The sequence below is a fragment of the Marinobacter salinexigens genome (assembly GCF_008370345.1).
GTDB classification, from domain to species: domain Bacteria; phylum Pseudomonadota; class Gammaproteobacteria; order Pseudomonadales; family Oleiphilaceae; genus Marinobacter; species Marinobacter salinexigens.
In genome coordinates this window covers 958,624-972,955 of record NZ_VTUU01000001.1, presented here as the reverse complement: position 1 = coordinate 972,955, position 14,332 = coordinate 958,624, and the positions used below count along the sequence as shown (strand labels likewise).

Annotated in this window: 12 protein-coding genes; 9 read left to right on the top strand and 3 right to left on the bottom strand. The window is 50.7% G+C overall.

Annotated elements, in window-relative coordinates:
* Positions 1-947 precede the first annotated feature (947 nt).
* The gene (locus FWJ25_RS19585; RefSeq protein WP_188093560.1) at positions 948-1,562 is read left to right on the top strand and encodes a glycosyltransferase; all 615 of its coding nucleotides are present in this window, start codon (positions 948-950) and stop codon (positions 1,560-1,562) included.
* A 28-nt stretch (positions 1,563-1,590) separates the two neighbouring features.
* On the opposite strand, the gene FWJ25_RS04480 is transcribed toward FWJ25_RS19585, so the two are convergent.
* The 3 genes from FWJ25_RS04480 to FWJ25_RS04470 form a co-directional block, all read right to left on the bottom strand.
* Positions 1,591-2,454, bottom strand: a complete 864-nt coding sequence (locus FWJ25_RS04480; RefSeq protein WP_149599018.1) for a glycosyltransferase family 2 protein — start codon at positions 2,452-2,454, stop codon at positions 1,591-1,593.
* 63 nt (positions 2,455-2,517) lie between these two features.
* Positions 2,518-4,431: a hypothetical protein gene (locus FWJ25_RS04475; protein ID WP_149599017.1), complete on the bottom strand. Its 1,914-nt coding sequence runs from the start codon at positions 4,429-4,431 to the stop codon at positions 2,518-2,520.
* 77 nt (positions 4,432-4,508) lie between these two features.
* A complete protein-coding gene (locus FWJ25_RS04470) occupies positions 4,509-5,234 on the bottom strand; it encodes a pilin (protein WP_281292517.1) in 726 nt (241 codons plus the stop codon).
* Positions 5,235-5,363: 129 nt separating this feature from the next.
* Between FWJ25_RS04470 and pilB the strand changes: the two genes are divergently transcribed.
* The 8 genes from pilB (at position 5,364) to yacG (ending at position 14,298) form a co-directional block, all read left to right on the top strand.
* Positions 5,364-7,076, top strand: coding sequence for a type IV-A pilus assembly ATPase PilB (pilB, locus tag FWJ25_RS04465; RefSeq protein WP_149599016.1), 1,713 nt, complete (start codon positions 5,364-5,366; stop codon positions 7,074-7,076).
* Between the two features lie 2 nt (positions 7,077-7,078).
* Positions 7,079-8,296: a type II secretion system F family protein gene (locus FWJ25_RS04460; RefSeq protein WP_149599015.1), complete on the top strand. Its 1,218-nt coding sequence runs from the start codon at positions 7,079-7,081 to the stop codon at positions 8,294-8,296.
* 75 nt (positions 8,297-8,371) lie between these two features.
* Positions 8,372-9,241: a prepilin peptidase gene (locus tag FWJ25_RS04455; protein WP_149599014.1), complete on the top strand. Its 870-nt coding sequence runs from the start codon at positions 8,372-8,374 to the stop codon at positions 9,239-9,241.
* A gap of 3 nt (positions 9,242-9,244) precedes the next feature.
* Entirely contained in the window at positions 9,245-9,844 is a 600-nt protein-coding gene (gene coaE / locus FWJ25_RS04450) for a dephospho-CoA kinase (RefSeq protein WP_149599013.1), read from the top strand.
* Complete coding sequence (locus FWJ25_RS04445) at positions 9,837-10,907, top strand: hypothetical protein (RefSeq protein ID WP_306462851.1); 1,071 nt, start codon at positions 9,837-9,839, stop codon at positions 10,905-10,907. The genes coaE and FWJ25_RS04445 overlap by 8 nt, the downstream gene beginning before the upstream one ends.
* A 19-nt stretch (positions 10,908-10,926) precedes the next feature.
* Complete coding sequence (tsaA, locus tag FWJ25_RS04440; RefSeq protein ID WP_149599012.1) at positions 10,927-11,670, top strand: tRNA (N6-threonylcarbamoyladenosine(37)-N6)-methyltransferase TrmO; 744 nt, start codon at positions 10,927-10,929, stop codon at positions 11,668-11,670.
* Between the two features lie 70 nt (positions 11,671-11,740).
* Positions 11,741-14,065 carry a response regulator gene (locus tag FWJ25_RS04435; RefSeq protein WP_149599073.1) on the top strand — a complete coding sequence of 775 codons (2,325 nt, stop codon included), beginning with the start codon at positions 11,741-11,743 and terminating at the stop codon, positions 14,063-14,065.
* A 44-nt stretch (positions 14,066-14,109) separates the two neighbouring features.
* Positions 14,110-14,298, top strand: a complete 189-nt coding sequence (gene yacG / locus FWJ25_RS04430) for a DNA gyrase inhibitor YacG (RefSeq protein ID WP_149599011.1) — start codon at positions 14,110-14,112, stop codon at positions 14,296-14,298.
* Positions 14,299-14,332 lie beyond the last annotated feature (34 nt).

Genomic DNA, 14,332 nt, shown 5'->3' with positions numbered 1-14,332 from the left:
TCGATGGGCCTGGTGGCTCCATTCCACCGCCTTGACCTTGAACTCAGTGCTGTATTGCTGTGTTTTCTTCCCCGTGATCATTTCCGGCATCAGTTTTCTCCTGCTTCGGAGTTATCGATGCGTGTCCACTAGATCGGGGGAAGTCCAAAGCCGACTTTCAGTAGTCGTTAGGTTAACAATAACCAAGAAATAACCCCCTTATTAAGAAAGGAAGATTTCGAGATAAAAATTCCAAATCTTCGAAACCAGTGAAAATCTCAAAATACAAACTCAAAGTAAACCCAAACTCGAACTACAGTCGTTTACCCATTAAAAAGATAGAGGTATAGTCATAAGGATCTGTCAGACCCGTCTTCGCATGAATAAAACCATTGCAAACTATCACTTCATACAACTACTATACACCTTGGCTCGCTACCTCGCTCGGTAAAAACTCAACTATGCCCTTAAAATATTCCGACCTGAAAATTATATACCATCATCCCCGAGAAATAACGCCATACGGCCTTTCCGGAAGCCAAGTCCGCCCGTATAAAATGCTTACAGCATTCAAACAACTCGGCATAAGAGTCACCGAGGTAACCGGCACCGCCAGCTCTCGCAAAAAAATAATGCGAGACACAATTAAGAGAATTCGCAATGGAGAACAGTTCGATTTTGTTTACTCGGAGAACTTAACCATCCCATTTTCTATGTCTGAATCACATAGGTTACCGTTACACCCTTTTTTAGATCACAATTTTCTTAGTTTCTGTAACTCATGCGGAATTCCGGTCGCACTATTTAACAGGGACGTGTATTGGCGCGATAAGTGTTACAGGACAATGCTCCCTTGGTGGCTACGTATCGTGACAATCCCATTACACTGGTATGACCATTGGCGCCAACTTCGCTACCTGGACACATTTTACCTCCCATCTCCATCTATGAGCAGCGTACTACCATGGATGCAGAAGTTCAAAAACGTTAAATATCTTCCGCCAGGAGCAGAAATCGATGATACCCGTCCACCTAAAATACAGGCGAACAGCAATGACCTTAAAGTTTTCTACGTAGGAGGCATAGAGCCTCCTACGTATGATCTTCGGCCCTTACTCTCTGCAGTCAATCAGGCTCCGTCATCAGTTACATTAACAATATGCTGCCGAAAGAAGGAATGGGATCAGGTAGGACACCTTTACCTTCCTCTACTAAATAGCAGGATCAAGGTTGTCCATAAGTCAGGTCAAGATCTTAACGACCTATACCGAGACGCAGATCTTTTCGCTATTGTAAGAAGCCAAGGTAGCTACCTTGACTACTCAGTGCCAATCAAGATTTATGAAGCGATTGGTTTTAGCCTACCTATATTATGTACTCCTGGCGGCGAAACAGCTCGGATTGTTGAATCGGAAAAACTGGGGTGGGTTAAAGATGAAAAAGATATTTCTGGCTTTCTAGAAACACTCTCTAAACAACCTCAAACTCTAAAAAGAACAAGCATGGAGATCAAAGATCGTCAAAACAAACATACTTGGCTACACAGAGCATCACAGGTTTGCGAAAACATATTAGGGCACTAGGATAGTGCCCGCAGTACTCACCTATTTATTACTTCCCACTATCTTTATACATAAGCGCCGTAATTTGTTCAGAAACCAACCCAACCATGAATATTACCAATGATGTTGTAAACATCAACGCACTCATATTAGTAAACTGATTAGCGGAAAAATAGGTATATCCATAATACAAAAGGCCAATCAAAAACACCGAAACTGAGACAGGAACAAAAACCTTAAGCGGAGAATAAAGGGTTCCTATCTTAAATATAATAAGAAGAAACCTTACACCATCTTTAATTGGCCGTATATGGCTTTTGCCTTCTCTTTTCGCTGCCTTTATTGATATATACCCAACTTGATATCCGGCTCGAAAGAATGCCATCGTTGAAGTAGTAGGGTAAGAAAAACCATTGGGTAATAAATAAAGAAATTGGCGAAATTTTTCAGCTCTGGCAGCACGGAAGCCAGATGTTAAATCGCTAACCCTCTCGCCCGTCATGTAGGTTGCGAGCCGATTATATAATCTATTAGCAAGCCCCCTACCAATGCTGGCCTGAGAGGCGCTATCCCTGGCTCCAACCACCATATCGAGCCCCTCATCTATACCAGCCAGAAGCTGCGGGATATCTCGAGGTGAATGTTGGCCATCGCCATCCATAAATACCAATATTTCTCCGGTAGAAGCCCTTACACCTGACTTTATTGCAGCGCCATTCCCTTTACTATTCTCATGCCTCACAACAATTAAACCATGCTCTTCAGCCACAATTCGAGTATCGTCAGTTGACCCATCATCAACTAAAATTACCTGCTGATCTCCATAAGCTCTCATCAAATCAGGCAAAAATTTCCGTAGATTAGAAGCTTCATTTTTAGCCGGAATTATTATACTAATCGGCGAATTAGCCATTAACCACCACCCTACACCTTAAATTAGAAATTCTAAAACCAACTCAACTTAACTTAACTTAACTCAATAACGCTCTGTCCTACTTTTCGCGTTATCAAGCGACTGCCGTTGATTTTCGGTCAATACCATATCATTGATTTTTTCGAATAGCTCCGGCATTTCATCTCCGCGACCGGATGAAAGGAGAAGCACTGCCAAGTTCACTGCTGCTTGGGGGTCCTCAGGATAGTGCTGATAAGCCACCACAGAGTAGTAAATTGCCACCTCCAGATCCGAAAAACTGAGGGCCACAGTAGATGCTGCCCCAGCAATAGCTGCCCTGTGAACCTTAGCGAGCTTTTGGTTGTCCATTGCTGCCGAAATCAAGAGGCTGATATCTTTAGAGGTAAGCTTACACCGGCCTTCAGACTGACAAATCAAAATGTCAACAAATGCCCTCCAATCATAAGGGCGCTGCCGCCCCTCTGATAGCTTTTCAGCAAGATCAAGCAGTAAACCGGAAGCTGGATACAAGCCTACATCTTGATACAAGATCACTAAGTGAGAATATCCAGCTACCCCTCCTTGAGGCGCCAACGATGCCTGCTTATAGAACAGCTTTGCTAGCTTAAACTCTTCTGACGACTCACTAGCCTTTCCTTCACTGTTCATTTTGTCAGCGAAGAAAGCAGCCGAATCAAGGTTTGCACGAGGAGAAAGCGGGCGGCGCTCTACTTCAGAAAGCACTAACGATTCTGCCGAATGCCAATCAATGGCCCGACTATGGGTCGCAGCCGCATATACCAAAACGAAGGAGCCACACACCACCAGGAGGGCCAGTCGTCTGCAATTCTCAAGAAGCCAGAACGCCCCGGCCCCCATCATCACAAACAAACCAACAGCAGGAAAATAGTTCCTATGCTCATGTACCAATTCCAAACCAACAAACGTTGATTCAATAAGATGTCCAACAAAGAACCACAGAACAGCCAAAGCAAAAAATGGGAGGCGTTTCTTAACAAGCAGTGCTGAAAGCAAAATTACACAGATGGCAGCAATACTAAAAACAACCACTGGGTCGAGAATTGAACTGCGTATTACGGTATCATCATGATATAGCGACATCGCTGATGGATCAGGCCATAACCAAAGCTTCAGGTAAAACAGCAATACACCCGACTCAGTCATCAATCGCTCGTACATTGAGAACGGACGCGTGCTGAAAACCACATCCCCCTTACTAATATTCCAGATCACATACAGCACAGCTAGCAACGCATATATTCGCATGCACCCCAACGAAAACAGGTATAAGCCATCCTTCCCCTTTACCCTATCCGGCACTATCGCCCAATGAAGAACCAGAGAAATCAAAGGAAGAATTAATGCATTCTCCTTTGAAAACATCGCCATAGCCCAGAATAATATATACCCGCCAATCAGAAAAAGACGATAACGAATGTTCGATACTGGCGAACGATAAAAAATAACTTGGCAAATCAATGCAGCAACCATAAATACGGCTGCCATGCTCGTCATACGCTGAACCACATATAATACGGACGTAAGTTGCAGCGGGTGAACCGCAAACAAAATACCTGCAATCATTCCTGCCCAAACCGTCCGACCCGAACTACTATATTTTAGCGCCAAGATCAGATATGACAAAACCGCCACTAAAACACTGCAAAGCCAGTGAACTGTGAGATTACCCCACTTATATGGCTGTGCACTATCACCGAAGATCCAGTCCGTTAAAATGAAAGAGGCCACGGGAATCGGCCGCTTTAGCGGTCCTGCATTGCCGGAAAAAGCACCACTTAAAAGCCCACTTATAGATTTCTCTGCACCAATTACAGCCTGTGACTGTACAATATTGGAATAATCATCGAAAACAAATGGCCCCGCCAGACCTGGCCAATACAACACGAGTAAAGCGCACCACATAAGTAGTGCAAATGCCGTGAAGTGTATGACCGTTTTAGCCTGTCCTGTCATATAAATCTCTTCAAACCAAAAAAAGAAGCAGCCCGAAGGCTGCTTCTATATCACCACTCTGTTATTGCCGGCTAAACTTAGTTACGGCAATCGGAGGGCAGATACTTATTTTCCAGAGTTGTGGAGTCGCTACCTTTATCGTCGATTCCAGACGGAGTAGCCGCTTTACCACAAATCCAGGCAATACCGCCAGCCTCGTTCAGACCGGGGCGGATCGTAAGAACACTGCCAGCGATCGCAGTGTTGGCGCGATTACCGTATGTAACATCGATAGCACCGGAATTACCAATATCAATAGCAGATACGTAGTTACCTTTGTAACTACCCGCTGCACTGGCAAGGCCGTATGCATCAAGCGTATCGACAAAATTACCGCGGGCAGAATGGTACTCGGACACTGCGGTCTTAATTTCAGAAGCCATGGTCATGCCTTCGGAGACCTGAGCACGAATTGTATAATCCTGATAAGCCGGAATCGCAACCGCTGCGAGAATACCGATAATCGCAACAACGATCATCAATTCGATCAGAGTAAAACCTTGCTGACCACGTGCCATTTGAATTGCTTTCATATTTTCCACCTCTAAATTGACATTTCCATATTTTGCAACTTCAGCGTAGCCAAGCCTGCGCCACTGCCGCAACAACCTCAACGAAAGATAAGCATCAGATGTGCCAAAAGCAAGAAAATTTGGCAACCAGTTGAAATAAATTGGAAATGTCGTTTGTCCTGAAACAAGTCCAGACAAGATGCGACAAGGTCGACCAGCCCCAGCGTGTCCAGTCGTGACAAATTTTGTCACCCAAGTGCCGCTCGCCAAACACAGCGGTTTGCGACTTACGCGGAGACAGTCCACTGCAAGCTTTCCAAAACGAGACAACGCATCTAAACTCTGTATTCAAATACTTACATGATCTTCTTCAGAGCACCTATGGCGAGCAAAAACCCAAACATCACCCTCACAGGACTGGCCCGCAGGTTTGTAGATGATGGACTATTGGACGACGACGTCGCCAAAGATGCATTTTTACAAGCATCCCAGAACCGAATTCCTCTAATCACCTACCTAACTCAGAATGAGCTGGCGGACAGCTCTAAACTCGCATTCGCAGCGGCGATGGAGTTTGGTGTATCAGTTCTCGACCTTGATTCGTTTCTACCCGAAATGACGCCGGAGAAAATCGTCGACGAAAAGCTGATCCGCAAACACAATGCGCTTCCTCTTTTCAAACGAGGCAACCGTCTGTTTATTGCGGTTTCAGATCCAACGAACATTCAGGCTCTGGACGAAATAAAATTCAACACAGGCCTCAGCACTGACGCCGTACTTGTTGATGACGCCAAGCTCCGGACTCACATAGATAAATACCTCGAAGCCCAAGATACGACCATGGGCGACCTCGATGACGCCGATCTCGAAGGTGTTGAAACCGAGGGCGGAGACCAGGACGATGATGGAGCAGTTTCGGCATCTGATGTCGACGACGCACCTATCGTCAAATACGTCAACAAGATGTTGCTCGACGCTATCCGGGGCGGGGCATCTGATATTCACTTTGAGCCTTACGAAAAAATTTATCGAGTCCGGTACCGTACAGACGGTATTTTGAAGGAGGTATCCAGACCTTCCATCAAACTCGCACCCAAGATTTCGGCACGCGTAAAGATTATGTCGCAACTAGACATATCCGAACGCAGGATTCCCCAGGATGGCCGGATCAAAATGAAGCTTTCCAAAACCAAAGCGATCGACTTCCGGGTAAACACCCTCCCCACTCTCTGGGGTGAAAAGATCGTTTTACGGATTCTCGATCCCAGCCAAGCCAAGCTGGGCATTGACGTACTTGGGTATGAAGAAGACCAAAAACAAATGTACCTTGAGGCGCTTGAGCAACCTCAGGGCATGATCCTGGTTACTGGCCCTACAGGCTCAGGTAAAACCGTTTCGCTTTATACCGGGCTTAATATCCTAAATACCAATGAGCGCAATATTTCCACGGCCGAAGACCCCGCGGAAATTAACCTGGAAGGTATCAACCAGGTAAACGTCAATACAAAAGTCGGCCTAGGTTTTGCCGAAGCTCTCCGTGCATTCCTCCGCCAGGACCCCGACATCATAATGGTTGGGGAGATCCGGGATTTGGAGACAGCGAACATCGCCATCAAGGCCGCTCAAACCGGGCATCTCGTTCTCTCCACTCTCCACACGAACAGCGCAGCAGAAACGCTCACCCGAATGATGAACATGGGCGTTCCCGCGTTTAACATCGCAACTTCAGTAAGCCTAATCATTGCCCAGCGCCTTGGGCGCAGACTCTGCAGTTGCAAAGAGGCTGCAGACATTCCAAATGACGTCCTTTTGAAGGAAGGGTTCACACAAGAACAAATTGATACAGGGTTCACGTTGTACCGCCCTAAGGGCTGTGATAAATGCAATGGAGGATACAAAGGCCGCGTCGGTATTTACGAAGTGGTCAAGATTACTGATGAGCTGGCGAATATGATTATGGAAGAGGCCAGTTCCATTAAAATTGCACAGCAGGCTCAGGCAGAAGGTTTTCGCAACCTCCGTCAATCTGCCCTTCTGAAAGTTATCGAAGGGGTGACGAGTCTTGAGGAAGCGAACCGCGTGACGAAGGATTAAGCATGGCAGAGAAAGCAACGAAGCTGGAAGCGTACGTTTGGCAAGGCAAGGACAAAAAAGGCAATAAAACGAAAGGCGAAATAGCCGGCACCAATATTGCCTTGGTTAAGGCCCAGCTGCGTAAACAAGGTATCCTCGCGGACAAGGTGAAGAAAAAGCCCAAGCCCTTATTTGGCAGTAGCAAAAAGATCACGCCATTTGATATCGCAATGCTCACCCGGCAACTGGCGACCATGATGAAAGCAGGCGTGCCTTTGGTTCAAAGCTTCGATATCGTAGCTGAAGGTCTTGAGAACAAGGGACTGCAGGAACTCGTCATAAACATCCGAAATGACATCGCTTCCGGCACCAACTTTGCCGGCGCATTGCGTCGACACCCGAGATACTTCGATGACCTTTACTGCAATCTGGTTGACTCCGGCGAGCAGGCTGGGGCACTTGAACAAATGCTTGACCGTATTGCGACGTATCTTGAAAAAACGGAACTGTTAAAGAAGAAAGTCAAGAAAGCGATGACATATCCTGCGGCCATTATCGTAGTCGCAGTTATCGTAACCGCAATCCTGCTGGTTAAGGTAGTTCCGCAATTTGAGAGTTTGTTCCAAGGCTTTGGTGCCGACCTTCCTGTATTCACCCAATTCATTATTCGAATCTCAGAATGGCTGCAGGAATGGTGGTTCATCGTGCTCTTGGGTATCGTTGGCGTTATCTTTTTATTCAAAGAATCGAAAAGACGGTCACCAAAATTTTCTGATTTTGTAGACAAGTATGTCCTCAAGTTGCCTATCATTGGGGAAATATTAGATAAGTCAGCTGTTGCGAAGTTCGGTCGGGTATTGTCGACCACATTCGCTGCGGGTGTGCCTCTGGTAGACGCGTTAGACTCCGTTGCCGGAGCCACAGGCAATGCAGTATACAGGGACGCCATTCAGAACATTAAAAACGACGTTTCAAGCGGCACCCAACTTCAAACGTCCATGCGCCAGCAAGGAATTTTCCCCGTTATGGCAGTACAGTTGACCGCCATTGGAGAGGAGTCAGGCAACCTGGATGACATGCTGACTAAAGTGGCTGAGCACTACGAGGGCGTAGTTGACGACATGGTCGATAACCTGACGGCCTTGATGGAACCCATGATTATGGCGGTTCTGGGCGTACTTGTTGGTGGCCTGATAATTGGCATGTATCTCCCAATCTTCCAGATGGGCCAGGTGATTTAATTTTTTCAACTCCTATGAGCCCGGTTTCTAACTGGGCTCACAAATTTCTTTTTTGATAAAGCCTTTGTCCAACCCATGCTTTCAGAACTACTCGCAAACCCCTGGCTGCTGTATGTCTCGGTAGCCTTGATTTCCCTCTGCATCGGCAGCTTCCTAAACGTCGTCATTCTTCGCCTGCCGAAGATGATGCATCAGGACTGGCGATGCCAGTGCGAGGAGTTTCTGGAGGTTCCGGAGCAACAGCGAAAGCAGGAAGAGCAGGTAACGCTCTCCAAACCAGCGTCAACCTGCCCCTCCTGTGGCCATAAAATACGGGCCTGGGAGAACATTCCCGTTATCAGCTATCTGATCCTGGGCGGCAAATGTGCCTCCTGCAAAACCCGGATTTCGCCTCGCTATCCGATTATCGAGGCGGCTACGGCAATCTTCTCCGTTATCACGGTTTGCCTGCTTGGTCCCACGGAATCAGCTCTGTGGGCATTGCTTCTGGTTTGGGCACTGGTCGCGCTGACGATGATCGATTTCGACACCCAGTTACTGCCAGACAGCATCACACTGCCGCTGATGTGGCTTGGGTTGATTCTCAATTACTTCGGTATGCTCACGGATTTCACCAGTGCGTTCTGGGGTGCTGTGGCGGGCTACCTGTCCCTCTGGTCGGTGTACTGGCTGTTCAAGATCGTAACGGGCAAGGAAGGCATGGGGCACGGAGATTTCAAACTTCTGGCCGCGCTGGGCGCCTGGCTCGGCTGGCAGATGTTACCCGCCATTATTATTCTGTCTTCCGTTGTGGGTGCCGTTGTGGGTATTACCTTGATGGCCGTCAAGAAGCATGGCCGCGAAGTGCCGATTCCGTTTGGCCCCTATCTCGCCGCCGCCGGGTTGTTAGCACTGTGGTTTGGCCCTGAGATTCAGGCGCTCTGGTTCAGTTATCTGGGTATGTAATTCATGGCAATTGTTGGTCTTACGGGTGGGATTGGCTCGGGCAAATCGACGGTTGTCCGGCAATTCGGTGAATTGGGCGTTCACTGGGTGGATGCCGATGATGTAGCGCGGGAAGTGGTCGAACCGGGCACGCCCGCTCTGAAAGCCATCGAAGCGCATTTCGGCAGAAGAATACTGCAACCGGATGGCTCTCTGGACCGGGCCCAACTTCGGCAAATCGTGTTTGAAACCCCCGATGAACGAACCTGGCTTGAAAGGCTGCTGCACCCGGTTATCAGGGAAGAGCTTATCCGGCAACTCAAGCCGGATAACTACCATCTTCCCTATGTGCTTCTCGTGTCTCCCCTGCTCCTGGAAACGGATCAGCACAACCTGGTGGATCACATTCTGGTTGTGGATGTGCCAGTCGAGGTTCAGCTCGAACGCACTATGGCACGGGACAATAACTCCCGGGAGCAGGTCGAACGCATCATTGCAGCTCAGATTTCAAGAGAGCAACGCTGTTCAAAAGCGGACGATGTGATTAATAATGATCGCCCGTTAGAGGTAGTAGAGCGTCAGGTTCGTGAATTGCACGACAGGTTTATGGTGGATTTTGGCTAACCGAGCCCTGGTTGTATTGTGTAGCTGTTTAGCACTGCCCACTGTTTACGGCGCCGAGCCCGTTTTCCGGATTCAGCAACGGGCAATTTCGGATACGCTCGCTCCGGAAACCCTTCCCGGGGATTTTTACGACTTCTCGCCGGACGAGTACTGGGCCGAGCCCCTGGATTCCTACTGGGTCAACTTCAGTAACTGGGTATTATCACAGGAGCGTACTCAGGGGCCGAGAGTTCAATGGCTTGGCCAATGGGCAGACCAGACACTCTCCGGCAGCACCCAGAGCCTGCCAAACAATGCGAGCTACCTGCGTATCGGTTTCGCCTCCGAGACCGAACAGGGGCGCCCCACGAAATTTGAACCGGAAGCCCGCTTCCGGCTCGACATCCCGACGACTCGCCGAAAGCTTCGCCTGGTTATTGAAAGTGAGAGCGAGGAACTCATCCCTCTCGAAGAACGACAACGGGACCGACAGTTAACACAGCCAGACCGGACAGAAACCGAAGCCACGGGTGCGCTGCGCTATCTCACCATGATCGGCGATGCGATCAATTTCTCAACGGATGTCGGTGCCCGGCTGCACATTCCGCCGGATGCCTTCGTGCGGGCGACCGCCCAGAAGAAGTGGCAGGCTGATGAACACTGGCGCCTGATCGCCCAGCAGAGGGTTTATTATTACCATCAGGACGGCTGGGGCGAACGTACCTGGTTTGCCGCCGGTCGGCCAACCTTTGATGACTGGTACTTCCGCACATCGTCCGAACTGGAGTGGGTTCACCGGGACCGGAAGTTTGTGGCTGCCCAGATATTTAGCCTGCAAAAGCAGGTCAGTAATCGATCTACGCTCACTCCGCGCATTGGCGTTCTGGGAGAGAACCAGCCCTCTTGGCGGACCACCTCCGCATTTGCGGATCTTACCTGGCGTTACCGGCTGCACAGCGACTGGGTCTATGGCGAGATCATTCCCGCCCTCACCTTCCCGCGTGAGGAGCGCTTCAAAGATCAGTCATCCATTATTTTGCGGGTCGAGATGTATTTTTCCGGTAGTATCCAATCCTCATACTGACCCCGAACCCGATTGCACCATGCCCAGACATCCTTCCCGCCCAGCAGACGAAGCGCTCACCCTCACGCCGATTGCCTACACGCATTCCTGTTTTCAGGATAAATTCGGCGTGCCCCGGCAACCCGGCCTTACGCGCTATGCCCGGGCAGATCTGGTGATCGAACCGCCCTTTGATCGGGAAGATGCTTTTCGCGGCCTGGAGACCGCCAGCCACCTGTGGCTGACATTCCAGTTCCATGAGGCAGTGCGAGCCGAATGGCGGCCGGTGGTTCGTCCACCGCGCCTGGGTGGAAACAAAAAAGTGGGGGTGTTTGCCAGCCGCTCTCCGTTCAGGCCAAACAGTCTGGGGCTGTCGGTTGTCCGCAACGAAGGACTCCTCAGGAAGGATGGCAGGCTGGTACTTCAGATCAGTGACCATGATCTGATTGAAGGCACCCCTATTCTCGATATCAAACCCTACCTTCCCTTTGCTGACTCGGTTGCAGATGCCTCTCTGGGCTGGGCAGAGACGCCACCAACTGAAAAGCTTCCGGTCGTCTTTCTTCCGGAAGCCGAGCAGCAATTGTCACAACTCCCTGCTGACAAGTACCCGGATTTACGACTGTTAATTGAAGATGTGGTCAGCTATGACCCCAGGCCATCGTTTCGACGCGGCCGGGAGGAAGAGCGGATTTATGGCGCACACCTGTATGATCTTAACGTTCGGTTTCGTTTTGTGAATGAGGGTTCATTGGACCGTGTCGAAATCCTGACGGTCTGTTAAACTCCGACAGGTGATTTTGTAGTCGACACAGGGAATTTGTGCATTGCTTTCTAACCAGTTTCTGAAGCGAATGGGCGTAAGGCCACTGGCAGCCAGGCTGTTGGCTTATGTCCTCCTGTTCAGCGTGGTTTTGTCCCTGGTTGCAACCGGCGTGCAAATGATTGGTGAGTTCGACCGACGCAAGGCGGATCTCGAAAGTTCACTGACCAAAGCCGCGGAGCTGGTTTCCGGCGGGATGAGCAACAATATCTGGCTGATGAATTTCAGCGAAGTAGCGAACGGCCTGGACGACATGAAGGCCGTGCCCGCCATTAACTATGCCCGGGTGATCACCTCTACTGGCGAAGAATTCACCACCGGCGTCTATCCGGAAGGCCGGATCATCACCCAGACTTACCCTCTGATTTTCAACCGCTCCAAGTTCCGCGCACCGGAAGAAGTAGGCAAGCTGACCCTGGTCGCCTCGGTTGAACAGGTTTACGATGAACTCAGGGATCGGGCCCTGCTCAATCTGCTTTTCCAGTCCCTGGTCGTCATGCTGGGGACCCTGGGCCTTCTCGTGATCGTGCGGCTGACCCTGTCGAGGCATCTCGAGAGCATGGCGGACTATGCTGCCCGCCTGAACCTTGATGCGCTTGTGGACCCCCTGAAACTCAAGCGTAAGCCCCGAAAATCTCCTGATGAACTGTCCGAACTGGAGCAGGCTCTTAACAAGATGCGCTTGCAGATCCTCGCCGACACTCAGGATCTCAGGCAGTCCACCATCCAGTCCCGGGACGAGCGGGACGAAGCGATCCGGGCCAACCACGCCAAGAACCAGTTCCTGGCCAACGTGAGCCATGAGCTTCGGATTCCTCTGCAGTCTGTTCTGGGCTATGCAAATCTGATGACCGATACGCCCCTGGATCAGGAGCAGCGTGAATACGTCCAGACCCTGCTCAGCGCGTCAGAAAGCCTGTCAGCCATCATCAATGACTTGCTGGACATCTCCAGTATGGAGGCAGGGAAGCTCGTCCTTGATGATCTTCCTTTTGATCTCCGGGAAACCCTGAACGATCTGGTTCATATGCTCGGCTCCCGCGCTCGGGAGAAGGGCCTGGCGCTGGAGCTTCGGGTGGACGAAAACCTGCCCTGGGCGCTCAAGGGCGATCCGGTACGCATCCGCCAGATCCTGCTGAACCTCACCGCCAATGCCATCAAGTTCACAGACTCCGGCCACGTGCTGATCAGTATTGAAGTGCTTGGCCGCCGGGATGATGTAGCCCGGATTCGTATCGCAGTCGAGGACACCGGCGTTGGCATCAACCCGGAAGACATCCCGCTGGTCTACGAACCCTACGTGCAGCTTGGCCAGCAGTTCCAGCGCCAGTTGCCCGGCGCCGGCCTCGGGCTGACAATCTGCCGCCAGTTAATCAACCTGATGGACGGTTCTCTGGATCTGGAGAGCCGCCCGGGAGAAGGTTCCACCTTCTGGATCGAGTTATCACTACCGGTGGCACCAGAAAGCTCAACCCGCGTGCGTCCGGACACCCGCATGGTGAACGGAACCCGCATTCTGGTGGTCGATTCCTACGAGCTTTCCCGGAAGATCACCCTGGAAATGCTGTCCCGGCATGATGTCCACATCGAAGCCGTCAAATCCGCAGGGGAAGCTCTGACATCCTTGCGCCAGGCATTCGATAACCATCAGCCCTTTGATGCTCTGATTCTTGACGGTTTCGTTCCGGATATGGACAGCGACCTGCTCTGCCGTCAGATCAGGAGTAACCCGCTGTGGTCAGACATGCGCCTGCTGATTCTGTCTTCCAACCCTCAGCGAGGTGACGCAGAACATTTCCGACAGGCAGGCGCGGATGCTTTCCTGAGCAAGTCCCTGCGTGAATCCTGCCTCACTCCCATCCTGAACCAGTTGTTCTCCGATGCCGCGAAAAAGGAACGGCGATTCCTGACACGATTCTCGCTGCAGTCCGTGAGCGATTCATCCCGGCGCAGAGAATTACCCTGTGGCCGCATGAAGGTCCTGCTGGTTGAAGACAATCCGGTGAACAGAACCCTTACCCGAAGGCTTCTCGAAAAGCTCGGGTGCGACGTCATGACCGCTAACGACGGCGAGGCAGCCGCCAGCCTCTGGCAATGGCATCCGTTCGACCTGATCTTCATGGATTGTATCATGCCCCGGGTGGATGGTTTTGAAGCCACCCGCCGCTTGCGGGAATGGGAGCAGGTTCGCAATCGTGGCCGGGTGCCCGTCGTGGCTCTGACCGCCAGTGCTATGGAAGAAGACGAAGAAAAATGCCGGCGCGCCGGTATGGATTCTTTCGTTGCCAAGCCTGTCAATATTGAAATGTTGCGGGCAGTACTGGAACAATACTGTAAAACCTCCGCCAACTCCTGAGCCGGCGGAGGGCCAAGCCCCTTTCATCGGACAGATCGCCAGCCATGAACGTAGAATGCCCGACTTGCCAAAAGTCCGTCGAATGGACGGACGCCAACCCCTACCGCCCGTTTTGCTCGGAACGCTGTAAACTCATCGATCTGGGCGCCTGGGCCAACGAGGAATACCGCGTGCCGGCAGAGAATGCGTCCCCGGACGACCTCGACCAGGGCGGCGAGACAACACGCCATTAAAGCTACCCGCCCGTTGGAACAGGCATCCTGCATG

Bases quoted from the DNA above. Each gene is read 5' to 3' on its own strand.
- yacG (WP_149599011.1), top strand. From the start codon at position 14,110: ATGAACGTAGAATGCCCGACTTGCCAAAAGTCCGTCGAATGGACGGAC.
- tsaA (WP_149599012.1), top strand. From the start codon at position 10,927: ATGCCCAGACATCCTTCCCGCCCAGCAGACGAAGCGCTCACCCTCACG.
- FWJ25_RS04460 (WP_149599015.1), top strand. From the start codon at position 7,079: ATGGCAGAGAAAGCAACGAAGCTGGAAGCGTACGTTTGGCAAGGCAAG.
- FWJ25_RS04455 (WP_149599014.1), top strand. From the start codon at position 8,372: ATGCTTTCAGAACTACTCGCAAACCCCTGGCTGCTGTATGTCTCGGTA.
- FWJ25_RS04435 (WP_149599073.1), top strand. From the start codon at position 11,741: ATGGGCGTAAGGCCACTGGCAGCCAGGCTGTTGGCTTATGTCCTCCTG.
- coaE (WP_149599013.1), top strand. From the start codon at position 9,245: ATGGCAATTGTTGGTCTTACGGGTGGGATTGGCTCGGGCAAATCGACG.
- FWJ25_RS19585 (WP_188093560.1), top strand. From the start codon at position 948: ATGCAGAAGTTCAAAAACGTTAAATATCTTCCGCCAGGAGCAGAAATC.
- FWJ25_RS04480 (WP_149599018.1), bottom strand. From the start codon at position 2,454: ATGGCTAATTCGCCGATTAGTATAATAATTCCGGCTAAAAATGAAGCT.
- pilB (WP_149599016.1), top strand. From the start codon at position 5,364: ATGGCGAGCAAAAACCCAAACATCACCCTCACAGGACTGGCCCGCAGG.
- FWJ25_RS04475 (WP_149599017.1), bottom strand. From the start codon at position 4,431: ATGACAGGACAGGCTAAAACGGTCATACACTTCACGGCATTTGCACTA.